20 protein-coding genes are annotated in these 25,214 nt (G+C 67.7%); 8 read left to right on the forward strand and 12 right to left on the reverse strand.

Annotated elements, in window-relative coordinates; all coding sequences use genetic code 11:
* Nucleotides 1-116: 116 nt before the first annotated feature.
* The 6 genes from MH112_RS01705 to MH112_RS01730 all read left to right on the forward strand — a co-directional run bounded on the left by MH112_RS01705 (nt 117) and on the right by MH112_RS01730 (nt 5,622).
* The gene (locus MH112_RS01705; RefSeq protein ID WP_296563031.1) at nt 117-1,097 is read left to right on the forward strand and encodes a hypothetical protein; all 981 of its coding nucleotides are present in this window, start codon (nt 117-119) and stop codon (nt 1,095-1,097) included.
* Nucleotides 1,098-1,184: 87 nt separating this feature from the next.
* Nucleotides 1,185-2,051 carry a 50S ribosomal protein L11 methyltransferase gene (locus MH112_RS01710; RefSeq protein ID WP_296563033.1) on the forward strand — a complete coding sequence of 289 codons (867 nt, stop codon included), beginning with the start codon at nt 1,185-1,187 and terminating at the stop codon, nt 2,049-2,051.
* Between the two features lie 72 nt (nt 2,052-2,123).
* Nucleotides 2,124-2,786, forward strand: a complete 663-nt coding sequence (locus tag MH112_RS01715) for a DUF6134 family protein (protein ID WP_296563035.1) — start codon at nt 2,124-2,126, stop codon at nt 2,784-2,786.
* A 123-nt stretch (nt 2,787-2,909) separates the two neighbouring features.
* Nucleotides 2,910-3,272 carry a DUF6152 family protein gene (locus MH112_RS01720; protein WP_296563036.1) on the forward strand — a complete coding sequence of 121 codons (363 nt, stop codon included), beginning with the start codon at nt 2,910-2,912 and terminating at the stop codon, nt 3,270-3,272.
* Nucleotides 3,273-3,275: 3 nt separating this feature from the next.
* The gene (locus MH112_RS01725; RefSeq protein WP_296563038.1) at nt 3,276-3,749 is read left to right on the forward strand and encodes a DUF6644 family protein; all 474 of its coding nucleotides are present in this window, start codon (nt 3,276-3,278) and stop codon (nt 3,747-3,749) included.
* Nucleotides 3,750-3,807: 58 nt separating this feature from the next.
* Nucleotides 3,808-5,622, forward strand: coding sequence for an aminopeptidase P family protein (locus tag MH112_RS01730; RefSeq protein WP_296563040.1), 1,815 nt, complete (start codon nt 3,808-3,810; stop codon nt 5,620-5,622).
* A gap of 832 nt (nt 5,623-6,454) precedes the next feature.
* Here MH112_RS01730 and ligA read toward each other — a convergent pair.
* The 10 genes from ligA to MH112_RS01780 all read right to left on the reverse strand — a co-directional run bounded on the left by ligA (nt 6,455) and on the right by MH112_RS01780 (nt 22,108).
* On the reverse strand, nt 6,455-8,809 hold the full coding sequence (gene ligA / locus MH112_RS01735) for an NAD-dependent DNA ligase LigA (protein WP_296563042.1): 2,355 nt from the start codon (nt 8,807-8,809) through the stop codon (nt 6,455-6,457).
* The gene (gene recN, locus MH112_RS01740) at nt 8,802-10,499 is read right to left on the reverse strand and encodes a DNA repair protein RecN (protein ID WP_296563044.1); all 1,698 of its coding nucleotides are present in this window, start codon (nt 10,497-10,499) and stop codon (nt 8,802-8,804) included. The genes ligA and recN overlap by 8 nt, the downstream gene beginning before the upstream one ends.
* Nucleotides 10,500-10,557: 58 nt before the next feature.
* Nucleotides 10,558-11,466, reverse strand: a complete 909-nt coding sequence (locus MH112_RS01745) for an outer membrane protein assembly factor BamD (protein ID WP_296563047.1) — start codon at nt 11,464-11,466, stop codon at nt 10,558-10,560.
* A gap of 83 nt (nt 11,467-11,549) precedes the next feature.
* The gene (lpxC, locus tag MH112_RS01750) at nt 11,550-12,428 is read right to left on the reverse strand and encodes a UDP-3-O-acyl-N-acetylglucosamine deacetylase (protein ID WP_296563279.1); all 879 of its coding nucleotides are present in this window, start codon (nt 12,426-12,428) and stop codon (nt 11,550-11,552) included.
* A gap of 302 nt (nt 12,429-12,730) precedes the next feature.
* Nucleotides 12,731-14,335: a cell division protein FtsZ gene (ftsZ, locus tag MH112_RS01755; protein ID WP_296563048.1), complete on the reverse strand. Its 1,605-nt coding sequence runs from the start codon at nt 14,333-14,335 to the stop codon at nt 12,731-12,733.
* A 300-nt stretch (nt 14,336-14,635) separates the two neighbouring features.
* Nucleotides 14,636-15,970: a cell division protein FtsA gene (gene ftsA / locus MH112_RS01760; RefSeq protein ID WP_296563050.1), complete on the reverse strand. Its 1,335-nt coding sequence runs from the start codon at nt 15,968-15,970 to the stop codon at nt 14,636-14,638.
* Between the two features lie 18 nt (nt 15,971-15,988).
* Nucleotides 15,989-16,903, reverse strand: a complete 915-nt coding sequence (locus MH112_RS01765) for a cell division protein FtsQ/DivIB (RefSeq protein ID WP_296563052.1) — start codon at nt 16,901-16,903, stop codon at nt 15,989-15,991.
* Complete coding sequence (locus tag MH112_RS01770) at nt 16,869-17,816, reverse strand: D-alanine--D-alanine ligase (RefSeq protein WP_296563056.1); 948 nt, start codon at nt 17,814-17,816, stop codon at nt 16,869-16,871. The genes MH112_RS01765 and MH112_RS01770 overlap by 35 nt, the downstream gene beginning before the upstream one ends.
* A gap of 75 nt (nt 17,817-17,891) precedes the next feature.
* Nucleotides 17,892-20,987 carry an efflux RND transporter permease subunit gene (locus tag MH112_RS01775; protein ID WP_296563058.1) on the reverse strand — a complete coding sequence of 1,032 codons (3,096 nt, stop codon included), beginning with the start codon at nt 20,985-20,987 and terminating at the stop codon, nt 17,892-17,894.
* On the reverse strand, nt 20,984-22,108 hold the full coding sequence (locus MH112_RS01780) for an efflux RND transporter periplasmic adaptor subunit (RefSeq protein WP_296563060.1): 1,125 nt from the start codon (nt 22,106-22,108) through the stop codon (nt 20,984-20,986). The genes MH112_RS01775 and MH112_RS01780 overlap by 4 nt, the downstream gene beginning before the upstream one ends.
* 153 nt (nt 22,109-22,261) lie before the next feature.
* On the opposite strand from MH112_RS01780, the gene MH112_RS01785 reads away from it, so the two are divergent.
* Complete coding sequence (locus MH112_RS01785; protein ID WP_296563062.1) at nt 22,262-22,510, forward strand: type II toxin-antitoxin system Phd/YefM family antitoxin; 249 nt, start codon at nt 22,262-22,264, stop codon at nt 22,508-22,510.
* Complete coding sequence (locus MH112_RS01790; protein WP_296563063.1) at nt 22,507-22,788, forward strand: type II toxin-antitoxin system RelE/ParE family toxin; 282 nt, start codon at nt 22,507-22,509, stop codon at nt 22,786-22,788. The genes MH112_RS01785 and MH112_RS01790 overlap by 4 nt, the downstream gene beginning before the upstream one ends.
* A 43-nt stretch (nt 22,789-22,831) precedes the next feature.
* On the opposite strand, the gene murB is transcribed toward MH112_RS01790, so the two are convergent.
* Nucleotides 22,832-23,752 (reverse strand): UDP-N-acetylmuramate dehydrogenase, encoded by a 921-nt coding sequence (gene murB, locus MH112_RS01795; protein ID WP_296563064.1) that lies wholly within the window; start codon nt 23,750-23,752, stop codon nt 22,832-22,834.
* Complete coding sequence (gene murC / locus MH112_RS01800; RefSeq protein WP_296563065.1) at nt 23,749-25,173, reverse strand: UDP-N-acetylmuramate--L-alanine ligase; 1,425 nt, start codon at nt 25,171-25,173, stop codon at nt 23,749-23,751. Before murC ends, murB begins: the two co-directional genes overlap by 4 nt.
* Nucleotides 25,174-25,214: the final 41 nt, after the last annotated feature.

The raw sequence follows: 25,214 nt of genomic DNA on the forward strand, positions 1-25,214 counted from the left end.
CGCAAGGTGCAAGGTGATCTGAACCCGCAGGTGCGGATGGCAAGGCCGGGTGCCTGTCCCCCGGACAATTTCGCCAGCCCCTGCGGGCCAGGTTTCGGGGAACGGTGGCAAGTCAGATGAACCGGTTGGAAAACGTCGCAGAGGTCGCACCCGACCGTTCCGCCGCCCCTGCCCCTGCCCCGGCCGATCTCCCGGTCCAAGGCGGCCTGGACGACGCCCCCAAGGACAGACGGGTCATCGGCCCGCCCCGCTCAAGCTGGTATGTGGTCGCCAGCGAACGCCAGTTGCGGCGGGCAAGGACCGTTGACATCAGCCTGCTCGGCGAGCCCCTGCAGGTCCAGCCCGGTGCCACCGGCCCTGTCGCCCGGTCCCTGGCGGACGGACGTGAAATTCCCCTGAAGGTCGCCCATGGTCTGATCTGGCTCTGCCTCGGTGATGTCGATCACGCCCCCGAGCTGCCAGGCCTGATCGAGGGAGTCGTGCCGATCGCCGAGAGCGCCGTCCGGGCCCGCTGCGAGTTTGATCAGGCCGTGCTGGGGCTGGTCGATCCGGCCCATGTTCCCATGATCCACCAGTCCTGGTGGTGGCGCCCCCCCTCCAAGGCCCGCCGGGTCAAGACCAAGGCCTATGATCCTTCGCCCTTCGGCTTCACAGCCCGGGCGGTGGACGCGTTCGCCTCGGCGGCCATCTATGAGGTGGTGGGCCGACAGACGGTTGAGATCGAATTCCGCCTGCCCAGCGTCCGCAATGAGCGCATTCTGGGCCAGCGCCTGCGGCTGAATAACCTCACCACCATCACCCCCTTGGATGATGGGGAGGTGCTCATTCGCAACCTGATCTATGCCGATCGGCCCTGGCTGCGCATCCTCTCGGCCCCGCTGGCGGTCATTGGTGCGCACTTCCTGCGCCAAGACGCCCAGATCCTGGAGCGGCTGGAAAAGGAGCGCCGGGCCTCGGGCCCCTTAGGTCTGTTCGCCGGGGATCCTGACCGTCCGTCCCTCTGGTATTATCAGCTGAAGGCCGCCCATGCCGCCTCTCCCAAGGCTGCTGGTTTCCTGAACCCTGTCCGGTCGGCCATCCTGAAGTGGAACACCTGAGGGCGGTCCCGACGTCTGGGGCATTTCCCGATCGGCGTGGAACGGCTATCGCGTCGCACGCGTCGGAAAATGCTCTAGAGAGGGCGCATGACGCACGACGCTGTTCAGATCATCGCCCGCGGTCCCCGCGCTATCGCCGAGTCCGCCGCTGAGGCCCTTGACGCTCATCCGGGCCTGGAGGCGGTGACCTATTCCATCCTGGAGGAGGACGAAGACCGCGACGTCTGGCGCATCGATGCCTTCCCCACCGAGCCGGCCGAGGCCGACACCCTGCGGCAGGTGCTGGAAGGTCATGGGGGTCTGATGGTGTCCACCGAGGTCCTGGCCGACGCCGACTGGCTGGCCATGGCCCTGTCGGGCCTGCCGCCGGTGCGGGCTGGCCGCTTCTTTATCTATGGGGCCCATGACCGGGGTCTGGCGCCGCCGAACGCGGTCAATCTGCGGATTGAGGCCGGGGCGGCCTTTGGCACCGGCCACCATGGCACCACGGTGGGCTGCCTGCTCGCCTATGACGCCCTGCTGAAACGCGGCCGGTTCAACCGCGTCCTGGACGTGGGAGCCGGCACCGGCGTCCTGGCCATCGCTGCGGCCAAGACCGGCTCGCCGGTGGCCGTGGGTACCGACATCGACCGACCTTCAGTGCGCATCGCCCGGGAGAACGCTACCCTCAACCAGGCCCGCGCCCGGTTCGTCCATGCCTCGGGCCTTGGCCACCGCCTGGTGCGGGCCCACGCCCCCTACGACCTGGTCTTCGCCAACATCCTGGCCGCGCCCCTGGTCATGCTGGCCCAGGACATCAAGGGCGCCCTGCGACCCGGCGGCGTGGCGATCCTGTCAGGCCTGCTGCGCTCCCAGGCCCGCCGGGTGCTGGCGGCCTATCGCTCCAGGGGCTTTGTCCTGGTGACCCGCCTGAACCGCGACGCCTGGTCCACCCTGGTGCTCCGACGGAGCTAGGGCATCCTTGCGGTCTGTTGTGGCGTACTGTGGAGTGGAAGCCTGACGGCGCAACCTGCGGAGACCCCTATTGTGACCCCGCCTGACCTGAAGTCCTTGAGCCGCCGCAGCCTGCTGGCCGTGGGTCTCAGCGCCCTGGCCGCCCCGGGTGCCTTCGCCGCCCCGCCCCCGGGCGGTCGACTGACCTTTGCGGTGTTTCGCGGCAAGGACAAGGTCGGCGAGCATGTGATGGGCTTTGCCCGGGCTGGCGGGGGGCTGACGGTCTCCACCGAGGTGGAGATGCAGGTGCGCCTGGGGCCTGTCCCGGTGTTTCGCTATGCCCACACCGCCACCGAACGCTGGCGGGGCGACAGCTTTGTCAGCCTGACCACCCGGACCCAAACCAATGGCAAGGTTGAGCAGGTCACGGCCGAGGCCGCTGCGGCCGGGGTCGCCATCGAAGGGCCAGGGGGACGGCTGACCGCTCCGGCCGCTGCGGCCCCTCTCACCCACTGGAATCCGGCGGCCTTCTCCCGGCCCCTGTTCAATCCGCAGCTCGGCAAGATGATGCGCATTCGCGCCACCCGGGTTGGCCCCGATGATGTGCAGCTGGCCAGCGGTCAGACCGCGCCGGCCACCCGCTGGACCCTGCGCGGCGAGGCTGAGATCGACAACTGGTACGACGGTGCCGGCGCCTGGGCTGGACTGCGCGGCAAGCTGGAGGACGGCTCCATCATGACCTATCGGCGGGTCTGACGGACTGCCTCAAAAGCACCTTGTCGAAATGGCGCATTTTCCGTCGATATTGGGCTGAAATAGCCCCGAAACAGACGCGTTATTCAGTGCCCTGAGGCGTTCAAACCTGACCCTGGAGGACCCATGCGTAAGACCTTCGCCATCGCCGCCGCCGCCCTGGCCTTGGCCCTGACTGCAGCGCCAGGCGCCAGCCTCGCCCATCACGGCTGGAGTTCCTACGACGCCACGGTGCTGGTGCGGGTGACCGCGCCGCTGACGGAACTGGCCTGGGGCAACCCCCATGGAACCGCCAAGGTGGCCCATCAGGGCAAGACCTGGGATGTGATTCTGGCGCCGGTCGCCCGGATGGAGGCCCGCGGTCTGACCCAGGAGATGCTCGGCCCCGGCAAGACCGTCACCCTGGAAGGCTATGCCCGCCGGGATGGCACCGCAGAGCTGCGGCTGGAGCGGATCATCGCCCAGGGCAAGACCGTCGAGCTGCGCTAAGCCATGGAGGCCCTGGCCGCCCTGCTGGAGGCCTCGGCCCTTGGCCAATGGGCGCGGGGGTCGGCCATCGCCTATCCGGTGGCCAATGTTCTGCACCTGCTGGGGCTTGTCCTGCTGATCGGCGGGATCGGGGTGGTCGACCTGCGGCTGGCGGGGTTCCTGCCCAGCCTGCCGACCGTGCCCCTGAGCAAGGCCATGACCCCCTTTGCCCTGGCGGGTCTGGCCCTGCTGGCGCTGAGCGGGGCGGTGATGTTCGCCGCTGATGCGGGGCCCATGGTCGCCTCAGAGATCTTCCGCCTGAAGCTGGCCCTGATCGGCCTTGGCCTTGGCCATGCGGTGCTGTTTCGCTGGCTCTGGCGCAGTCGCCTGGACAGCTGGGACACAGACCCCCCGCTGGCCGGGCGCCTGATGGCCCTGGGCTCGCTGAGCCTCTGGCTGAGTGTCGGCACCCTGGGGCGCTGGATCGCCTACGCCTGAGCTTGAAGGGCGCACGATCCCCATGGCGCTTCGGCGCAGTCGGGCTTATTTCTTAGTCATGCGCCAGACCTTTGATGAAACCACCGAACGCGCCTTTGGCGCCCGCCACTTGCCCCTGATCCGCCAGGCCATGGCCGAGCAGAAGCTGGATGGCTTCCTTGTCCCCCATGAGGACGAGCACCAGAACGAATACCTGCCTGAGGCCAATGACCGACTGGCCTGGGCCACCGGCTTTACCGGCTCGGCCGGGGCTGCGGTGATCTTCAAGGACAGGGCCGCCGTCTTTGTCGATGGCCGCTACACCCTGCAGGTTCGCGATCAGGTGGATGAAGACCTGTTCGAGATCCGCGATCTGGTCGAGGGCGGCGTGCCCGCCTATCTGGAGACTGCGGCGGTCAAGGGCCAGGCCATCGGCTACGACCCCCGCCTGCACAGCCCGGACGCCCTGGCCAAGGTCAGGGCTGCGGTGGAGAAGGCTGGTGCGCAGCTGAAGCCCGTGGAGCGCAATCCCCTGGACGCTGCCTGGGGGGAAAAGCGTCCGCCTCAGCCCCAGGCGCCTGTCGTGCCTCACCCGCTGGACTATGCGGGGGAAGACTCTGCGGCCAAACGGGCCCGGATCGGCCAGGCCCTGGCGGCCAAGGATGCTCAGGCCGCCGTGATCACCGCCCCGGCCTCCATCGCCTGGCTGTTCAACATCCGAGGCGGGGACGTGATCCGCACCCCGCTGCCCCTGGCCCAGGCGATCCTCGATGCCAGCGGGCAGGCCCGTCTGTTCCTCGACCCCGCCAAGGTCAGCGATGAGTTGCCCGCCTGGCTGGGCAATGAGGTCAGCCTGGAAACTCCGGAGGCCCTGCAAGGAGCCCTGGCGGCGTTGAAGGGCCAGAAGGTGCTGGTGGACCCCGCCCAATCCTCGGCCTGGTACTTCGACACCCTGGAAGCCGCCGGCGCCGTGACCCTGCGCGGTGAGGACCCCTGCGCCCTGCCCCGGGCCTGCAAGAACCCCGTGGAGATCGACGGCACCCGCAGGGCCCATGTCCGCGACGGCGCGGCCCTGGCCCATTTCCTCCATTGGCTGGCCACCGAGGCCCAGACCAGCCTGCCGGATGAAAAGACCGTGGTTCAGACCCTGGAGGGCTTCCGGGAGGCCACCGGTGCCCTGAAGGACCTGTCCTTCGACACCATCGCCGGCGCGGCCTCCAATGGGGCCATCGTCCATTACCGGCCCACCGAGCGCCTGAACAAGCGCACCGAGGCCGGCTCCCTGCTGCTGGTGGACTCTGGCGGCCAGTATCTGGATGGCACCACCGACGTTACCCGCACCGTGGCCATCGGCGAGCCCAGCCGGGAAATGGCCGAGCGCTTCACCCTGGTGCTCAAGGGCTATCTGGCCCTGGCCCATGTGCGCTTCCCGGCGGGCACGACGGGCTCAGCCCTGGACGCCATGGCCCGGGCCCCCCTGTGGATGGCCGGGCTCGACTATGACCATGGCACCGGCCATGGGGTTGGCAGTTATCTGGGGGTGCATGAAGGTCCCCAGCGGATCGCCAAGGCTCCCAATAGCGTCGCCCTTCTGCCCGGCATGATCGTCTCCAACGAGCCCGGCTACTACAAGCCCGGTGCCTATGGCATCCGCATCGAGAACCTGCAGTTCGTCACTGCGGCGGAGGAGATCGCGGGCGGTGAGCGGGCCATGCTGGGCTTTGAGACCCTGACGCTCGCCCCCATCGACCGCCGGCTGATCGTGGTCGAGATGTTGACACCGCAGGAGCGGGCCCAGATGGACGCCTATCACGCCCGGGTGCTGCGCGAGATCGGTCCCCTGGTGGACGGGGAGGTTAAGACCTGGCTGGAAGAGGTGTGCGCACCCCTCTGAGGCCGGTCGCCTCAAAGCCCGTCGGCCTTGCGGGGAGGGGTTGAAATCACCTTCACCCTGAGGCGCACAGCGCCAGCAAGGCCTCGGAAGACGCGAGTGCGATTTAGAGGGGAAGGTCGTGAAGTTTCCCGCTCTGCCTGGGGGCGATCTCAGTTGTCTCGACCGAACTGCTCGCGGCCTTCCGAGCGCAGGTCGTCAAGGGTCATACCATCCGGCGGCGTCAAGTAGGCTGAGTCGAATGGCTCCCCCGGCGAGCACTGGCGCTCGGGGTCGTCACCAAACCACACGACGTTGAACCCGCCCTGCGTGTTGCGTCTCAGCTTCCAACGAACAGTTCCGATATCGCGACGCAAGTATGTGGACTGGACAGTCAAGACGGACAGTCGGCCCCGCCTTACTTCGCCGGAATGCACGCGGCGGACATCAAGATCCACGATCCAAGGCCAACTCGTGACTATGCAGTCAGCGCAGTCAGGCATAACGGTCGGTGTTTGAGAAACGATGCGAGCCGAGATTTCGGCATCGTAGCAGTATGTATCCTGAGCCAACGCACCATTGGCACCCCAGACAGAAATCGCAGCCCAAGTCGATAAGACCACAAGGGTTCGCAGACTTTGGCTGATCATCATGGTCGAGTTTCCTGTGGACTGCGCGACTTGTCCAGGCGCCTTCCAAGGCTTGGTTTCTCGCGGTGAGCGTCGAGTCGCAGACGCCACAACGCCGTCATCCTCGGCCTTGTGCCCAGGATCTCTTCCGCCGCTTGCGCCCGCCGTCAACAGGGACCCTCAGGACAAACCCGAGGGTGACGGTGGTTTGGAGGCCGGCGCTGGGCCTAGGCCTGCCCCACCAAGGCCAGCCAATCGTCTTCGGTGATCACCTCGATGCCGAGGTCGGTGGCGGTCTTGAGCTTGGAGCCGGCGCCGGGACCGGCCACCACCAGGTTGGTCTTCTTTGACACCGAGCCAGAGACCTTGGCGCCCAGGGCCTCGGCCTGGGCCTTGGCCTCGTCACGGGTCATTTTTTCAAGGGCACCGGTGAAGACGATGGTCTTGCCGGCCACGGCGGTGTCGGTCTTGGGACGTTCGGCCGCCTGGACCTGAAGATAGGCCAGCAGGTTTTCCAGCTTGGCCTTGTTGTGATCCTCACCGAAGAACTCGGCGATCATCCGGGCGGCCACCGGACCGACCCCGTCCACGCCGGCCAGTTCGGCGAATGCCTCACCAGGACGCTGGGCGGCCGCAGCGAAGGCGGCGGTCTCGAAGGTCAGCCAGTCGCCGAAGCGGCGTTCCAGGGCCTCTCGGGCGGTCTTGTTGAGCTTGGGGATGGCGGCCTTGAGCCGGGTCTCCAGACTGACGGCCTCCGGCAATAGCATCTCATGGGGATTGACCGCCCAGGTCAGGATCGCCTCCAGCGCGGTTGGCCCCACCCCGTCCAGCTGTGCGAAGGTCTCATAGGCCGACCCGGCACGCTGGGCTGAAGCGGCCTTTGCCGCAGTCAGGAACCCCGCCACCGTCTCGAAGTGTCGGGCCAGGGCCAGGGAGGTGGTCTCGCCGATGTGGCGGACGCCCAGGCCATAGATGAACCGGTCCAGCGGGATGGTCCGCTTGGCGTCGATGCCGGCCTTCAGGTTGGCGACACTGGTTTCGCCATAGCCTTCAGCTGAGCGCAGGTCATCCAGCTTGGCCTCATCGGCGGCGAGGCGGAAGATGTCCGCCGGCTCCTTGACCCAGCCCCGGTCAAAGAAGGCCTGCAACTGCTTCTCCCCCAGACCCTCGATGTCGAAGGCCCGTCGGGAGACAAAGTGCTTCAGATGCTCGATGCGCTGGAACGGGCAGGCCAATTCGCCGGTGCAGCGGCGGACCACCGTCTCGGCGCCGGACGCTGTCGTCTCCCGGGCCAGGGGGGTCTTCAGCGGACAGGGGCAATGGTCAGGGAAAACGTAAGGGACGGCGTCCTTGGGCCGTTCGGCCAATACCGGCCCGACCACCTGGGGGATCACGTCGCCGGCCCGCTGGACGATGACCATGTCGCCGATGCGCACGTCCTTGCGGGCGATTTCGTCGCCGTTGTGCAGGGTGGCGTTTTCCACGACCACGCCCCCCACGCTGACCGGCGCCAGCCGCGCCACGGGGGTCACAGCCCCGGTGCGGCCCACCTGCAGGTCGATGGCCCTGAGGATCGTGCGGGCCTGCTCGGCGGGGAACTTGCGCGCAATGGCCCAGCGCGGCGAGCGGGAGACGAAGCCCAGGCGTTGCTGCCAGTCCAGGCGGTCGACCTTATAGACCACCCCGTCAATATCGAAGCCAAGGCGGGGCCGCAGCACCTCCATCTCGCTGTAGGCGGCCAGCAGCCCTTGCGCCCCCTCCACCCGCCTGGACTGGGGATTGGTCTGGAACCCCCAGGCCTTCAGATGCTCCAGCGCCGTCCACTGCGTCTCGGCAAACGGCGCACTCACCAGACCCCAGGCATAGGCGAAGAACCGCAGGGGCCGCTGGGCGCTGATCTTCGGGTCGATCTGACGCAATGAGCCCGCTGCAGCGTTGCGGGGATTGGCATAGGTCTTCTGGCCGGCGGCGAGGGCCGCGGCATTGAGGGCGGCAAACCCCGCATGTTCCAGATAAACCTCACCACGGATCTCGATGACGTCGGGCCAGCCGGACCCGGCCAGGCGTTCAGGGATGTCAGACAGGGTCCGCAGATTGGCGGTGACATCTTCGCCCACCCGGCCATCCCCTCGGGTAGCACCCCGGACTAGTCGGCCCTGCTCGTAACGAATGGAGGCCGAGAGCCCGTCGATCTTGGGTTCAGCGGTAAAGGCGATCGGGGCGTCATCGAGGCGAAGGAACCGGCGCACCCTGGCCTCAAAGTCCGCCGCGTCCTCATCAGAGAAGGCGTTGTCGAGACTGAGCATGGGCGTGCCATGCTCCACGGGAGAGAACTGGGCCGAGGCCGCCGCCCCCACCTTCAGGCTGGGGGAGTTCTCCCGGACCAGGTCAGGGAACAGGGCCTCAATCTCGGCATTTCGGCGCTTGAGAATGTCATACTCAGCATCAGAGATGCTGGGGGCGTCGTCCTGGAAATAGGCGATGTCGTGGGTTGCCAGGGTGTCGGCAAGCCAGGTCAGCTCTTCGGCCGCCTCGGCCTCGGTGAGCTCGGCCGGGGACTTTCGGGCAGGCAGGTCAGGCATCCATCAGGGCCCGGGCGGCGGCGCGGGCCGCATCGGTGATCTGAGCGCCAGCCAGCATGCGGGCGATCTCTTCCTCCCGGTCGGCTGGCGACAGGACCTCGACCGCAGTGCGCACCTGTTCGGCGTCGCCGGCCTTGGAAATCCGCCAGTGAGCGTCGGCCCGGGCGGCCACCTGGGGGCTATGGGTGACCACCAGAACCTGGGCGGCAGAGGCCAGTCGGCGCAGGCGCAGGCCCACGGCGTCGGCCACGGCACCGCCGACGCCCTGGTCGACCTCGTCAAAGATCATCAGCGGCTGGGCGGCCTCGGCGCGGCCGGCCAGGGCGGCCTTAAGCGCCAAGGCCAGGCGCGCCAGTTCGCCGCCCGAGGCGATCTGGCCCAGTTCGCCAAAGGGGGCACCGGGGTTGGTGGAGATCTCAAAGGCTACGCGGTCCTGGCCCTGGGGGCCGGCCTTGTCCGGGGGGAGGATTTCAAGGGTGGTGCGGAACCGCGCTTTGTCCAACTTCAGGGGACCAAGCTCAGACATGACCGCCTGGGCCAGCCGTTCGCCGGCCGCCTGCCGGGCCTCGCTCAGGGTCTGAGCGGTCGCCAGATAGTCGGCCTGAGCCCCGACCAGGGCGGCCTCGGCGGCCTTCAGATCGTCCCCAGACGTCTCAGCCGCCCGCAAGCGCTCGGCGAACCGAACCCGCAGGATCGGCAGTTCCTCGACGCTGACATTGAGCTTGCGCGCCATGGCCCGAAGTTCGAACAGCCGCTCTTCGGTCTTCTCCAGTCGATCAGGATCGAAGTCGAAGGCCTCGGCGGCACCATCGATAGCGGCCTCAGCCTCCTGGGCCTCCACCAGGGCGCGGTCGATGGCGCTGGTGGCTGCCGCCATGCGCGCAACTGTCGGCCCGGTTTCGGCGGCGCCAGCCTGCAGCGCCCGCTCCCGGGCCCGGTCCAGGGCGCGCACCGCCTGGGCCATGCGCGGCGCCAGGCCATCAAAGGCCTCCCGGGCCGAGGCGATGTCCGACAGGGCCTTTTCAGCCGCCCCCAGCATGGCGCGGCTCTCGGCCAGGTCGGCCTCCTCCCCCTCCCGGGGCTCCAGACGATCCAGTTCGGCCAGCCGGAGGCTCAGCTCCTCCATCTCGGCGGCGGCCTGGCTGGCAGCGGAGGCCAGGTCGTCACGGCGGGCCAGAGCCCCCCGCCAGGCCTTCCAGGCCTCGCTGACCTTGGCCAGAGGACCTGTCAGCTGGCCAAAGGCGTCCAGCTGGCCGCGATGGGTGCGCGTATCCAGCAGGCCCACAGTCTCATGCTGGCCGTGAACCTCCATCAGGAGTGCGCCGAGTTCGCGCAGCACGCCGACGCTGGTGGCCTGATCATTGACGAAGGCCCGGCTGCGGCCATCGGCGCTCACCGTCCTGCGCAGGACCAGATCTTCGCTGAGGTCATAGGCGAGGCCCTTTTCCTCCAGCAGCGCCCAGGCCGGATGATCAGGGGTCGGGGCAAACAGGGCGGTCGCCTGGGCCTGGCTGGCCCCTTGGCGCACAAGGGCAGACTCGGCGCGGGCGCCGGTGGCCAAGCCTAAGGCGTCGAGGATGATCGACTTGCCCGCCCCCGTCTCCCCGGTCAGGGCGGTGAGCCCCGGCCCGATGGGCAGGTCGAGCGCCTCGATGAGCACCACGTCGCGGATCCACAGTCCGATCAGCATGGGGTGCAAGATTGCCTGGAATCACCTCGGGCGGAAGCCCGCCCGTTCGCCTTAGGTTCTATTGGTTCGCCGGGGGACGCAGGGTGGCGTCCTTGTCGCGTTCCAGCTCATCGGAATTGCGACCACCGACGAAGGGAATTCTCGAGAAAAACCCACCGCCCGAACGCGCGCTGGGGGCGTTGGCCGGCTGTAGCCCCCGGCTGTTGAGCAGGTCATAGGCGTCCCGGTACCAGATGCTGCCGGGATAGTTGAAGCCCAGGACCGCCCCGTTGCGCTTGGCCTCTTCGGTGAGGCCAAGGGTGAGGTAGGCCTCCACTAGGCGATAGAGCGCTTCGGGCGTGTGGCTGGTGGTCTCGTAGCGCTGGATCACCGTGTTGAACCGGCCAATACCGGCCAGAACGTCGCCGTCGCGCAGATAGTAGCGCCCAACGGTCATTTCCTTGCCGGCCAGCTGGTCGCGGACCATGTCGATCTTCAGCCGCGCATCCTTGGCGTATTCGCTGTCGGGATAGCGCTGCACCACCTCCTGCAGGGCGGCCAGGGCCTGGCCGGTGGCGGCCTGATCGCGGCCCACATCGACGATCTGTTCGAAGTAACAGATGGCCTTGAGGTAATAGGCATAGACCGCCGCCGGATTGCCCGGTGCCTGGGTCAGGAAGCGGTCAGCGCTGGAAATCGCCTCAGCATAGTCATTGGCCTGATACTGGGCGTAGGCCGTCATCAGGATCGAGCGGCGGGCCCAGACCGAATAGGGATGCTGGCGCTCCACTTCGGCGAAATAGTCCACCGCCTGGGTCCAAAGACCGCGATCCAGGCGATTGGCGCCGGTGTTGTAGAGCAGCTCGACCGGGCGCTCTTCATAGGCCAGCCGTGGACGCTCCTCGCGTCCGGCGCAGGCCGTGAGGGCCAGGGCGGCGACCAAAGTCGCCAGGGCGGGACCCCGTAGGGAATTGTGAAGCAGAGACACCTTCACCTCAAAAGGACCAACGCGCGCCCCCGCGCCGCGAGTCCCCGCTTCTACACCACGCGGGCACCGGCGCAAACGGAAGCTCAGACCGCCAGGGCCAACTCAGGGGCAAAGGTGCGAATGCGCCAGGCGTCCGGCTGGGCGACCAGGGCGCGGACCAGCTGATTATTGATCGCATGGCCAGCCAGCCGGCCTTCAAAACGCCCGATGATCGGGGCGCCGAGCACATAGAGGTCGCCAATGGCATCCAACGCCTTGTGGCGCACGAACTCATCGGGACGGCGCAGACCCTCGGGATTGAGAACCCGGTCGCCTTCGATGACCACCACGTTCTCCAGGGACCCACCGCGGGCCAGGCCCATGGCGCGCAGGGCCTCGACCTCATGGGCAAAGCCGAAGGTGCGGCAATTGGCCAGTTCGGTACGGAAGGCCTCTTCGGACATGACCAGATCCACGGCCTGACGACCGATGACGGGCGAGTCGAACACGATCTCGAAAGCCACTTCAAACTGGCTGCTGGGCAGCAGGCGGGCGCTCTTGTCGCCATCGACCACCTCGATGGGGGCCAGGATTTCGATGTAGCGACGGGGGGCGTCCTGCTGGCGACGTCCAGCCTGGTCGAGAATCTGCACGAAGGGCTCTGACGACCCGTCCATGATCGGCATTTCCGGACCGTCGAGTTCCACGATGGCGTTGTCCACGCCCAAGGTGGCGAAGGCGGCCATCAGGTGCTCGATGGTCGAGACCGTCACGCCCTCGCCATTGCCAATCACCGTGCCCAGCTGGGTCTTGCAGACGGCTTCTGCAGCCGCAGCCACACGATTGTCCCGGTCGGTGACGTCGGTGCGGACAAACACGATGCCGGTGTCGGTCGGCGCTGGCCGGACGGAGACCCGCACATGGGCCCCCGTATGCACGCCGACGCCGGCGAAGATGGCCGGACCGAGCACAGTGTGCTGCAGGACGGCGGCGGCTTGGGCGTTGGCTGCGTGCACGGACTGGACCTCGGCGATCGAACTCAAAGGACGGCGATCGTGGGCGCGGCCACGGTCATCCAAGGTCACGGTTAAAACCCATGCTGCGGCGCCGCAAGACAAGTCCTGTTTCCGAATGTTTCGCGTGAAGTGGCCTTCGCTTTTCCCATGTTTTTCAGTCGCCTGATGGGCGAGCTCGCCTCGCTCCGAGCGTAAATGCAAACGGCCGGCCCCAGGGGGACCGGCCGCAGGTCGATGATCTGACGCTCGCGTCGCCGCGAACTCGAGGCTTAGTTGGCGAGGCGTCGCAGGAACGAGGGGATCTCAAGATCCTCACCACCGTCCCGTTCGGGCTCTGCAGCCTCGGACGGCTGGGCACCGCCCCGGGCCGGGGCACCAGAGCGGGCCGCCGCCGGAGCCGGGGCTGCAGGGGCAGCTGGGGCGTCATATCGGGGCCGCCCACCAAACAGGCTGAGGAACCCACCCCGCTGCCGACGGTCATCAGCAAAGGCGGCGTCGCCGAACAGGGGTTCATCCTCGTCGTCGGCGACCATGGGGTCGACGATCCGCGTCATGGGACGTTCGATCTGGACCTCTGGGACCGGTGCCTCGGCTGCCGCGGCGGGACGGGCATAGAGCTCGGGCTGCTGCGCTGGGGGCTCATAGGCCGGGGCCGGGGGTTCAGGCGCCCGAGCCACGGGCTGGGGCTGGGGCTGGGGCGCATAGGCCAGTGGGGCTGGCTCAGGCGCGCGCGGCGCAGGCTCAGGGGCATAGGAGACCGGCGCTGGGCGCTCCACATAGGACGGGGGCGGTGCGGCCTGACGGACCGGCTCGGCCTGCCGAGAGGGCGTATGCAGGGGCTGATGGACCGGCTGGGTCGGGGCGGCAGGGCGGCGGGCTTCCACCTTGGGCTCGATGGCCGCGATCGAGGCACCGTCCATGCCGGTGGCCACCACCGACACCCGGATCATACCGTCCAGGGAGGGATCGAAGGCTGCGCCGAAGATGATGTTGGCGTCCGCATCCACCTGTTCGGAGATGGCGTTGGCGGCTTCGTCGACCTCCAGCAGCGTCATGTCCAGGCCGCCGGTGACATTGACCAGGACGGCCTTGGCACCCTTCAGCGAGACTTCGTCCAGCAGCGGGTTCTGGATGGCGTTCTGGGCTGCCATCAGCGCGCGATCATCGCCGGTGGCTTCACCGGTACCCATCATTGCCTTGCCCATCTCGGTCATGACCGTGCGGACGTCGGCGAAGTCGAGGTTGATCAGACCCGGCAGCACCATCAGGTCGGTGATCGAGCGGACGCCAGAGTGCAGAACCTGGTCTGCCATGCCGAAGGCTTCGGAGAAGGTGGTCCGCTCATTGGCCACCCGGAACAGGTTCTGGTTCGGGATGACGATCAGGGTGTCGACGTAGCGCTGCAGCTCGGCGATGCCGGAGTCGGCCAGCCGCATGCGGTGCCGGCCCTCGAAATGGAAGGGCTTGGTCACGACGCCGACGGTCAGGATGCCCCGCTCGCGGGCGCATTTGGCGATAATCGGGGCCGCCCCAGTGCCGGTGCCGCCGCCCATGCCGGCGGTGATGAAGATCATGTGGGCACCGTCGAGGTGCTCACCGATCTCGGGGATCGATTCCTCGGCGGCGCTCATGCCGACCTCAGGGTGGGCACCAGCGCCGAGCCCTTGCGTGACCGTCGCGCCCAGCTGAATGCGGCGGTCGGTCTTCGAGAAGGCGAGTTGCTGGGCGTCGGTGTTGGCGACCACGAACTCCACCCCCTCGAGGTGGGCCTCGATCATGTTGTTCACGGCGTTTCCGCCTGCGCCGCCGACGCCGAACACCACGATACGCGGCTTCAGCTCGGTCTCACGAGGCGCCGTCAGTGCAATAGCCATAGGACCTACCGTCCTCCGCAAATCTGTTGAAGCGTCCGCGACCCGCCCGCGACACGCTCCGATTGGGATGCGGTTAACTTAGCGACCATCATCCTTAATCGAACGTAAACCGCTTACATTGAGTCGGAGGCCCGTCGACCCAAGTTGGGAGCATTTTTGTTGCTCCATAAGGCCCAGGCCCAGTTTTTGCGGTGATCCCTGGGGCAGCGTCGACCGGGGGGCTGCGGCGGCGTAGCGCAGGCCAAACGCTCGTCTAGCTGCGCCGCCGTAGACTTGAGTCGCCGGGCTCTAGACTGGTCTCTACAGGTTTTCGCGCAGCCAGGCCGCAGCCTTGGTGACCGGATTGGCCCGGGGATCCAGGCTCTCCCGGCGAATGCGGGCCCCGGACATCGATTTCGGCGACACGGCCTCACGGGGCCCAAAGGCCGCCCGGTGCAGAACGCCGGCGGCGGCGCAGAAGGCGGGACCAGAGGCGGCGTCCGCCAGATGCGGCACGCGCCGGGGACGCCCCAGCCGGACGGGACGGTCAAAGACCCGGACGGCCACCTCCCGCACGCCGGCCAGCTGGCTGGCGCCGCCGGTCAGGACGAGACTGGCGCCTGGCTCCACGGGCGCGCCGGAGGCCTTCAGGCGATCACGGAGCAGTTCCAGCGTCTCTTCCACCCGCGGGGCGATAATGCCCTTGAGCAGGGAGCGCGGGGCGATGACAGGACCTGCGCCGGGATCATCTCCCCGGGGCGGGGCTTCGATCATCTCGCGGTCTTCATTGGCCGAGGCGATGGCCGAGCCGTGCAGGGTCTTGATCCGCTCGGCACCGGCCATGGAGGTGGACAGGCCCCGGGCGATATCGGCGGTCACATGCTGGCCCCCAACCGGCAGGGTCTCCACATGCACGAGGCTGCCGGCGGTGAAGACCGCCGCCGAGGTCGATCCGCCGCCCATGTCGATACAGACCGCGCCCAGGTCCATTTCGTCTTCTTCCAGGGCCGCGAGGGCCGAGACGAAGGGGGCGGCAACAACGCCTTCGAACTGCAGATGGGCCCGCTCAACACAGGCCCCCAAGGTCTGGAAGGCGGTCTCGCTCACCGAAACCACCAGCAATTCCACCGCAAGGCTGCGGCCAAACATGGCGCGGGGATCGCGGACCCCGCTCTGACCATCCACCCGCCAGGCGATGGGCAGGATATGGATGGCGCGGCGGTCGGGCAGCTTCACCGGGACCAGGGCCGATTGAATGGCGCGGACCAGGTCATGGTCAGAGATCGGGCGCGCACCCAGGCTGACCCGGCCCGAAATCCGGTGGCTGGCCAGCATGCCGCCCGCCATGGTGACGGTGACCCCTTGGACATTGAGCCCGGCCACGTTCTCGGCCCGCTCCACGGCCTGGGCGATAGCGTCTGAGGCCTCGTCCAGATTGACAATGGCGCCGCCACGAATCCCGCGCGACTGCACATAGCCAACCCCTGCGGTGGTCAGGGTGCGATCGGCACGGCGGACCCCCTCCGGCTTCATGATGAAGCAGGACACCTTGGAGGCACCCAGATCCACAGCCGCCACCAGGGGCTGACGACCCAGGGCGGCCTTCAGGCTCTCGCGGCTGCTATTGCGATCGACCGTTTTGGTCCCGAACGGCACGGTTCTTCCTTCCACCACCTAAGCGCCGTCGGCGACCAGGCCGCCGGAGCGGACCTGTTCACGCGGCCGCACCGCCACCATCGTCGGATCGCGCAGGTCAATCCGTGCAAATCCCAGCTCGAGAATGCGCGAGCGCTGATCCAGCTGCTCCAGCGCAATCAGGGCTGCTTCCTCATCCACCGCAGGCAGCTGAACCAGGGACCCGTCCTTCAGGCGCAGGTCCCAGCGGCGATCATCCACGCGCACTAGGGCCTCCACCCGGTTCATCAGCCGGGGCCGCGCCGCAATTCGGGGCAGGATGGTGGCGGCGTGCTGATCAGCACCCTCGCCCACCACCAGAGGCAGGCCGGCCGACTGCATCGGACTGGCCTCCGGGATCACCTTACCGTCCACATCGATTACCCGGCTGGTTCCATGGTGCTGCCACACGGCCAGCTGGCGGCGCTCGGTGATGGCGATGATCAGGGTATCGGGGAGAAGCCGCACGATTCGCGCTTCCTCAACCCAGCCCACCGCCTCCACCCGCAGGCGCAGGGCTTCGAGGTCCATGCCCAACAGGGGTTGATCCTTGTAGACGCCAGTGGCGGCCAAGATATCCGCCGTAGCGGCCGGCGAAGCGCCCTGAACATGGACGGCGTTCAGACGGAAGCCCAGATTGGCCAGTTGGCCGCCGATGGCGGTCTCGGTGCCCTGCCCGAGCCGTTCGGCCCGGTCGCCGGTGGCCAGGGCGACGATCGCCATGACCGCAAGCACGCCACCAGCCGCCACCATGGCATGGGCTGGAGACAGACCGACGCGGCCCGCCGCGCCGAGCTTGGCCGGGGTGTAGCCCGCCTGGACCTTTGAGGGACCGCGGGACTTTCGAGGACTGACGGGCGCTTTGGCCCGGGGCTTCGCCTTAGACTGCGCTCCCCCCCGCAATGCCGCGGGCATAGGCGTCCTCCGTAATCCAAAGCACCAGTTGGTCGAAACCCACCCCGAGCTTCGCCGCCTGCTCGGGGACGAGCGAGGTCGGCGTCATGCCGGGCTGGGTATTGACCTCCAACAGGACCAGAATGTCGTTAATGTCGTCATAACGAAGGTCGGACCGCGTCACCCCGGTGCACCCCAGGGCGGCATGGGCCTGCTCGCTGAGTTGCATTGCCCTTTCAAACACATGGGGAGGAATATCCGCGGGAATGATGTGGTCAGACCCCCCCTCGCCATACTTGGCTTCATAGTCATAGAAACCCGACTTGGGGACAATGTCGGTTACGGTCATCGCCTTGCCGGCCATGACCCCGCAGGCCAGCTCCTTGCCCCGGATATAGGGCTCGACCATGACCTCCTCGCCAAAGGTCCAGCTGGGTGCCACCAGCGCCTGAGGCGGCTGGTTCGCACCTTCGAACACCATAAAGACCCCCACTGAGGAGCCCTGGCTGTTGGGCTTGACCACATAGGGCGGAGCGATGACGTGGTCAGCGGCGACCTCGAACCGGTTGAACAGCCCGCCGCCAGGAACGGTGACGCCGGCCGCGGCCAGCACGGCCTTGGCCTTGGCCTTGTCCATGGCCAGAGCCGAAGCCAGGACGCCAGAATGGGTGTAGGGCAGGCCCAGGGTCTCAAGCACTCCCTGAACGCAGCCGTCCTCCCCCCACTCCCCGTGCAGGGCGTTGAAGCAGACATCCGGCTTCAATTCGGTGAGGCGGGCGGCCAGGTCGCGGCCGGCGTCAACGCGGCTGACCCGCGCCCCCAGACGCTCCAGGGCGTCAGCGCAGGCCGCGCCAGACACGAGGCTGACCTCGCGCTCTGGAGAAAGCCCCCCCAGCAGGACGGCGACATGTTTACCGACGACAGAGAAGGCCATGGGGGTCTCGGGCTGCGGAGGGATTGGCCTTCCCCTTCGTCGGCCAAGCCCCCCGCGTCAAGCGCCCTCGCCCGTTCAGATCATCGGTGCCGCGCCGGGAGCCACGATCTGCTCTTCGGCCATCCCTTCGGGCTCCCCACGGCTAAGCAGCCAGTACATGACCGGCGTCGCCACCCGCGAGAGGACGGTTGAGGTCACCAGCCCCCCCATGATGGCGATGGCCAGGGGGGAGTAGAGGCCTGAGTTCTCCAGGGCCAGGGGGGTCAGGGCGGCGATAGCGGTCACTGAGGTCAAGAGCACCGGCAGGAAGCGGACCTCGCCGGCCCGCTCGATGGCCGGTCGCAGGGCCATGCCGTTGCGGCGCAGCTGTTCTGTGAAATCCACCAGCAGGATCGAGTTTTTGATCTCGATGCCAATGAGCGCAATCATGCCGATGGTGGCGGTGAAGGACAGGGAATTGCCCGTCAACCAAAGGGCCCCCACGGCCCCGAACAGGCCGAGCGGAATGATCCCGGCCACCACCAGGGCGGTCTTGAACTTGCCGAACTCCAGCACCAGCACCGCCAGGATGCCGAACACCGCAATCAACACCGCAGCCCCCAGGCCCGCAAAGCTGTTGGATTGGGCCTCGGCCTGGCCGCCCAGCTGCAGGGTGTAGCCCACGGGCAGGGCAAGCCCGGCCTCAAGACGCTCCACCGCCTCGGCGGTCACCGCAGAGGTCAGGAAGCCGGTGCCCACATTGGCGGTGATGGTGACGGTGCGCTGGCGATCGACCCGGTCGATCCGGGCCGGACTGGAGGTCAGGACCGGGTTGGACACCGCCGCCAGAGGGACCGACTGGCCCGTGGTGGAGGGCAGGTAGATGTCCTCCAGGGCCGCCACCTCGTTGCGGGCACCCATGGGCAGGCGGACATTGACGCTGTAGTCGTCGCCGTCAGGATCGCGGTAGCGGGCCACCGACTCCCCTGACAGGGCCAGTCGCGTCACCCGGCGGCCGGCCCCAGCCGGCACCCCCAGGGTCGCGGCCTTGGCCTCGTCCAGGCCAAGATCCAGATCGGTGCGGTCCAGGCGGATCGGATTGTTCACGTCCCGGGCGCCCGGGGTGGCCTTCAAGATCGCTTCAGCCTGTGCGGCCAGACCCTTGAGAACACTGAGGTCCTGCCCCTGGAGACGAACTGCGATGGGCGCCTCGATCGGCGGGCCGTTCTCGAACACGATGACCCGGATGCGCGCGCCTGGATAACGGTCGAAATCTGCGCGCAGGGCGTCCAGCAGGGCCGGACTCTCGCCGGGCTCCCAGGACTCGAAGGCCGCATAGACCTCGGCATAGTTGGGCTGAGGCTCGGCCTGGATAGAATTGTAGAAGATCTGCGGATTACCACGGCCCAGATTGGCCGCCTGCCAGACCACGGCCTCTTCCTGCGCCAGCCGGGCCTCCACAAAGCGCAGCACCTCATCGGTCTTCTCCAGGGAGGTGCCTTGCTGGGTCTCAATTTTCACCAGGAACTGCGGGGTCTCCGCCGGGGGAAACAGAGAAGACCCAATGGCTCCCAGCATGGGGACGGTGGTGGCGCAGATGGCCACGGTGATGCCCAGGGCGATCCATGGCCGCGCCAGGGCCTGATGCAGGATCGGGCTATAGAAGCGGTGAATGGCGCCATTGATCGCCTGCAGGAGAGCGTTGCCCTCGGGGTCCTCGTGCCGCGACAGGATGCGGCTGGCCAGGAAGGGGATGATGGTCAGCGACACCAGCAGGGAGCCGGCCACCGTGGCCAGCACCGCCACGGGCAGGGAGCGGATATAGGCGCCAGAGCCCTCCGGCAGGAACATCAGCGGCAGGAAGGCGAGCATCAGGGTCGCCGTACAGCCGATCACCGCCAGGGATATCTGGCGGGTGCCGTTGACCGCTGCAGAGACGCGGTCCTCGCCCGCGCGCAAACGCCGGGCGATGTTCTCGGTGACCACGATGGAATCGTCCACCAGCAGGCCCAGGCTGAGCACGAAGCCAGCGATGGCCAGCTGGTTAAGGGTGAAACCCAGCCCCTGCATCACCGACAGGCCGATGAGCAGGGAGAGCGGAATGGACATCATCACCACAACGCCCGCCCGGATGCCCAAGGGCAGAAGGGTGATCAGCACCAGCCCCAGGGCGATGCCGAAGTCCCGGAACAGCAGGTTCAGCCGGTACTTGACGTTCTCCGCCTGCTGGAAGCCCCGCTCCAGACGGACCCCAGGCGGCAAACTGGTCTCAAACTCATCCAGGGCGGCGTTGACGGCGGTGGTCAGGGTGGCGACATCGGCACCGTCCCGCTGCTTCACCGTCACGAAGACCGCCCGCTCCCGGTTGAACCGTGTCAGGTGGGTGGGCTCAGCCTCAGCCCAGGCCACGGTGGCCACGTCCTCCACCCGCACCACACGCCCATCGACCGTGCGAACCGGGGTCTGAGCAATGTCGTCGAGCTCGCGGAAGGCGCCGCCGGCCTTGACGTTGAATCGCCGGTCTCCGGCATGGACGGCACCGACCGGGGCCTCGGCCCCCGCCGCTGCCAGGGCGTCGGCCACAGCCGTGGGCGGCAGCTGCAAAGCCGCCAGCCTTGGCAGGTCCAGGGAGACCCGCACCTCCGACGCCGGCGCGCCCCAGTATTCCGCCTCTCGGACACCCGGCGCGCGGGCCAGCCGCTCGCGTAGCCGCTCGGCCACCTTTTCCAGCCGCCGCATGGGCAGGTGGTCGCTGACCAGGGCCACCTGAACCACCGCCACCTCAGTGGTCCGCGCCCGTTGGACCTCCAGCAGGACCAGGCCGTCCGGCAGCCGGGGGCGCAGGGCGTTCACCTCGCGCACGACCTCGTCAAACTTGCGGTCGGTGTCCACATCCCAGTTGAACTGCACCTGGACCACGGCGGCCCCGTCCTGACTGGTGGAGCGGATCTCATCCACATCGTCGAGGCCGTCGAGGACGTCCTCCAGGGGATCGGCGATCAGCTGCTCCATCTCGGTCGGTTCGGCACCGGGCAGGACGGCACGGACGATCATGAGCGGGATGGGGAAATGCGGGTCTTCGGACCTCGGCATGCTGGCAAAGGAGTTCAAACCCAGCATGGTCAGGAGCGCGAAGGCGACCAGGGTGAACTGCCAGCGGCGAACCGCAAAACCGGCGGGATCGAAGTTCATGGCGCGGCGCTCTCAGAGGCCGCGCCCTGGGGGGTCGCCCCCTTGGCCTGGGCGGCCAGGGCGGCAGGATCGACCACCAGCACCTTGTCCCCATCATCCACGAAGCCGCCGCCTGCGGTGATGACTCGGGCATTGGGGGCGAGGCCCGAAACCAGGGCGTCGTCGCCGTCAAAGCCGCCAAAGATTACCGCGGTGCGCCGGGCCACATCCCCATCCAGCCGCAGCACGAAGGCCTGGTCGGCCTGGGCCTCCTGGATGGCTTCGGCAGGGATCCGGGCAAAGCCCGTGGCACCTGAAGTCGCCGGTTTTGCGGTGATCTGCGCACGACCCACCTGGCCGCTGCGCAGGCCAGGGACGGCGGCAATCTCGATTTCCACATCCACGGTTCCGGCCCCGGCCGCACTGGCTCCGCCGATCAGGATGACCCGCCCCGGCAGGGACTGGTCACCCACCTCCACCTGGGCGGCGGCACCTGGTGCGATGCGGGCCGCCTGACGGTCGGGGATCGGAACCCGCAGCACGAAGGGCGAGCCGGCATCCGCCACGGTCACCACCGTCTGGCCCGGCTGTACCACCTGGCCGGCCGCAGCAGCGCGGGCCAGGACGACGCCAGACGTCGGCGACGACAGCGTCGCCCAACGGCGATCGAAGGCGGCGGCGGCATAGGCGGCCTCGGCAGCCTCAAGGGCCGTGCGACGATCATCGATCCGCTGGCGGCTGACAAAGCCCTTGTCGAACAGGGCCTGGTCCCGCTCCAGGTCCCGCCGGGCGCGGTCCAGCGCGGCCTTGGCCTGCTGGCGGCCGGCCTCCACGGCGGTGGGGTCGAGCCTGGCGATCACCTGGCCGGCCTGGACGATATCCCCCTCATCCACGGTGAGGCTGGTGATGACCCCGGGCACCCGGAAGGCCAGCTGCGCCTCCCGCTGGCGGGCGAGCGCCCCGGTGGCGGTGATCAGGGTCTCGGCGCTGGCGGCCCGCACGGGCGCGGCCTCCACGGCCGGCGGCGGCGCCTCGGCGGCCGGGGTCTCCGCTCCGCCCCCGCAGGCCGCCAGAATCGAGGCGACACCTGCGATAGCGGTGAGCGTGACTGTGTGCCTAAGCTGCCTGACGCGACCCTGCATGACGCCACCCCGTTCCCTGGCTGAGGGGCGATCTAAACAGCGTTAGCTTACGTTGTAAATAGGAACGGCGTTTGGCGGACGGCCATGCCAGCTCAGCCGCTAGTGGAGACCAGTTAAAAATGCTATTATTGGTGCTTTTAAGGAGCCTTTCTGATGCCGCACCAGATTCACGCCCTGACGACGGCGAGCGTTTCAGAACTAAAGAAGAACCCCATGGGCACGGTTGCGGCCGGCGAGGGATTCCCGGTCGCCATCCTCAACCGTAATGAGCCGGCCTTCTACTGCGTCCCCGCCAGGGCCTATGAGGCCATGCTCGAGCGGCTTGAAGACCTGGAACTCAACGCCATAGCCGATGCGCGCCAAGGCCAGGAGATCCACAGGGTCTCGCTGGATGACCTATGAACTCGCCTTCCTGGACGAGGCCCTGTGAGTGGCGCAGGCTCGACAACGCCACCCGCGCGCAGTTCAAATCCAAGCTCGCTGAGCGCTTGCAGAACCCGAAAATCCCCTCAGCGCGCCTGCATGGCGCCAAGGCGCGCTACAAGATCAAGCTTCGAAATGCTGGATATCGCCTGGTCTATGAGGTGAAGGATCAGCAACTGCTGGTTCTCATCGTCGCCGTCGGCAAGCGCGAACGTAACGAGGTCTACAGAGCCGCGGAACGCCGCAAGGCCGAGTGAGGACGGGCGGGATCACACCCGAAACAAGGGGGCTGCATAGTTGTCAGCCGCCCCCTCCGAGCCCCTTGCCCGCCCGCCCAATCCGCTTGATTTCCCAGTCGAGGGATACGCCCAGCTTCAGGGCCACGTCGGCGCGGACTGCTTCGCCCAGGCCTTCCAGGTCGGCGGCTGTGGCTTCGCCGGTGTTGATCATGAAGTTGGAATGCAGGGGGGAGAACATGGCCCCGCCGTGGGGTTTGCCGCGCCAGCCGGCCTCGTCGACCAGCTTCCAGGCCGAGTGACCGGGGGGGTTCTTGAAGGTGGAGCCGCCGGTCTTTTCGCGGATCGGCTGGGTGGTTTCCCGCCTCGCGGTGATCTCGTCGATGCGGGCGGTGATGGCGGCGGGGTCGTCGGCCTGGCCCTGATAGACCGCTTCGATCCAGATGATGTCGGCCGGCGCCTGACTGTGGCGATAGGTGTAGCCGAAGTCGGACAGGGTGAAGTCCCGCCGGGCGCCTGAGCGATCGATGCCGGTGGCAGAGACCAGCAGGTCCTTGGTCTCGGCCCCGTAGCAGCCGGCGTTCATGGTCAGGGCGCCGCCGATGGAGCCAGGGATGCCGGCATAGAATTCCAGGCCCGCGATACCGGCCTTGGCGGCGGCGCGGGCGACCATGGCGTCCAGGGCCGCGGCGCCGGCGGTGACCCGCAGGCCCTCGGTCGTCACCTGACCAAAGGCCTTGCCGGCCAGACGGACGACGACGCCCTCGATCCCGCCGTCGCGGATGATGACGTTGGAGCCGACGCCCAGCACCGTGACGGGGACGGCCGGATCGAGGCCCCGCAGGAAGTCGGCCAGATCCTCGGCGTCAGCCGGCAGGAAGAGCAGGTCAGCGGCCCCGCCCACCCGGAACCAGGTGAAGGGCGAGAGCGGCTCGTCCTTCAGCAGACGGCCGCGGACCGCCGGCAGGGCCTCGCGCCAGCTCATGGGGCGGCGCTGCGCAGGGCGTCCAGCTCGCCAGGCAGGGCATAGGCCCAGGTCGTAATGTCGCCGGCCCCCAGGCAGACCACCAGATCGCCGTCCTGGGTTTCCTGCAGCACCAGCCGGGCCAGGTCCTCAGGGCCCGACAGCGGCAGGGCGCGGCGGTGGCCATAGCGGCGCAGGCCGTCCACCAGGGCTTCGCGGCTGGCGCCTTCCAGGGGGGCTTCGCCCGCGGCATAGATGTCAGCGACGATCACCACGTCGGCGTCGCTGAAACAGGCGCAGAAGTCCTCGAACAGGTCCTTCAGCCGCGAATAGCGGTGCGGTTGGACCACCGCCACGACCCGGCCCTCGGTGACCGCCCGGGCGGCCTTCATGACCGAGCTGATCTCCACGGGATGGTGGCCATAGTCGTCGATGACCCGCACGCCGCCCGAGGTTCCGGTGGTGGTGAAGCGGCGCTTGACCCCGCCAAAGCCGGTGAGGCCTGCAGCGATGGCCTCTGGCCCCACCGATAGCTCTCGAGCCACAGCGACGGCGGCCAAGGCGTTCAGCACATTGTGCATGCCCGCCATGGGCATGTGCAGGTTCTCCATCCGCAAGGGCTCCCCCTGTAGCGGGCGGATCACCACATCGAAGCGGGCACCGTCGGGGCCCATGGAGATCTTCTCGGCCCGGACCTCGGCCTGGGGGTTGACCCCGTAGGTCACCATCCGACGGTTCTCGACCCGGGAGGTCAGGGCCAGGACTTCGGGATGGTCGGTGCAGACCGCCGCAAAGCCGTAGAAGGGGATGTTCTCGACAAAGTCCTGAAAGGCCTTCTTGACCGCCTCGAAGTCGCCGTAGTGGTCCAGGTGCTCGGGGTCGATATTGGTGACCACGGCGACCGTCGACTTCAGCTTCAGGAAGGTGCCGTCGCTCTCATCGGCCTCGACGACGATCCAGTCGCCCTCGCCCACCTTGGCGTTGGTGCCATAGGCGTTGATGATCCCGCCATTGACCACGGTGGGATCAAGGCCGCCGGCGTCCAGCAGGGATGCGATCATCGAGGTGGTGGTGGTCTTGCCGTGGGTGCCGCCCACGGCGATGGAGAACTGCAGGCGCATCAGCTCGGCCAGCATCTCGGCCCGGCGAACCAGCGGCAGGCGCCGTTCCCGGGCGGCCTGCATCTCGGGATTGTCCGGCTTGACGGCGGTGGAATAGACGATCGCCGAGGCACCTTCGACTTGGGCGGCCTCATGGCCGATGAAGATCTTCGCGCCGAGTTTTTCCAGGCGTTCAGTATTGGCGCTGGCCTTGGAGTCCGAGCCCTGCACCGTATAGCCGATGCGCAGCATGATCTCGGCGATGCCGCTCATGCCGATGCCGCCGATCCCGATGAAGTGCACGGGACCAAGCTCGAAGGGGACGGGGCGGCGGCGGTTCATGGGCGACGGGGCCTGTGGCTGGAGGGGAGCGGGCCGAGCGG

Origin of the sequence: Phenylobacterium sp., from assembly GCF_022402485.1 — a bacterium.
Taxonomy (GTDB): domain Bacteria; phylum Pseudomonadota; class Alphaproteobacteria; order Caulobacterales; family Caulobacteraceae; genus Phenylobacterium.

What these genes read in the sequence shown, in the direction of transcription:
- MH112_RS01705 (WP_296563031.1), top strand. Translation starts at nt 117, where the DNA reads ATGAACCGGTTGGAAAACGTCGCAGAGGTCGCACCCGACCGTTCCGCC.
- MH112_RS01710 (WP_296563033.1), top strand. Translation starts at nt 1,185, where the DNA reads ATGACGCACGACGCTGTTCAGATCATCGCCCGCGGTCCCCGCGCTATC.
- MH112_RS01720 (WP_296563036.1), top strand. Translation starts at nt 2,910, where the DNA reads ATGCGTAAGACCTTCGCCATCGCCGCCGCCGCCCTGGCCTTGGCCCTG.
- MH112_RS01725 (WP_296563038.1), top strand. Translation starts at nt 3,276, where the DNA reads ATGGAGGCCCTGGCCGCCCTGCTGGAGGCCTCGGCCCTTGGCCAATGG.
- MH112_RS01730 (WP_296563040.1), top strand. Translation starts at nt 3,808, where the DNA reads ATGCGCCAGACCTTTGATGAAACCACCGAACGCGCCTTTGGCGCCCGC.
- ligA (WP_296563042.1), bottom strand. Translation starts at nt 8,809, where the DNA reads ATGCCTGACCTGCCTGCCCGAAAGTCCCCGGCCGAGCTCACCGAGGCC.
- recN (WP_296563044.1), bottom strand. Translation starts at nt 10,499, where the DNA reads ATGCTGATCGGACTGTGGATCCGCGACGTGGTGCTCATCGAGGCGCTC.
- ftsZ (WP_296563048.1), bottom strand. Translation starts at nt 14,335, where the DNA reads ATGGCTATTGCACTGACGGCGCCTCGTGAGACCGAGCTGAAGCCGCGT.
- MH112_RS01765 (WP_296563052.1), bottom strand. Translation starts at nt 16,903, where the DNA reads ATGCCCGCGGCATTGCGGGGGGGAGCGCAGTCTAAGGCGAAGCCCCGG.
- MH112_RS01770 (WP_296563056.1), bottom strand. Translation starts at nt 17,816, where the DNA reads ATGGCCTTCTCTGTCGTCGGTAAACATGTCGCCGTCCTGCTGGGGGGG.
- MH112_RS01775 (WP_296563058.1), bottom strand. Translation starts at nt 20,987, where the DNA reads ATGAACTTCGATCCCGCCGGTTTTGCGGTTCGCCGCTGGCAGTTCACC.
- MH112_RS01780 (WP_296563060.1), bottom strand. Translation starts at nt 22,108, where the DNA reads ATGCAGGGTCGCGTCAGGCAGCTTAGGCACACAGTCACGCTCACCGCT.
- MH112_RS01785 (WP_296563062.1), top strand. Translation starts at nt 22,262, where the DNA reads ATGCCGCACCAGATTCACGCCCTGACGACGGCGAGCGTTTCAGAACTA.
- MH112_RS01790 (WP_296563063.1), top strand. Translation starts at nt 22,507, where the DNA reads ATGAACTCGCCTTCCTGGACGAGGCCCTGTGAGTGGCGCAGGCTCGAC.
- murB (WP_296563064.1), bottom strand. Translation starts at nt 23,752, where the DNA reads ATGAGCTGGCGCGAGGCCCTGCCGGCGGTCCGCGGCCGTCTGCTGAAG.
- murC (WP_296563065.1), bottom strand. Translation starts at nt 25,173, where the DNA reads ATGAACCGCCGCCGCCCCGTCCCCTTCGAGCTTGGTCCCGTGCACTTC.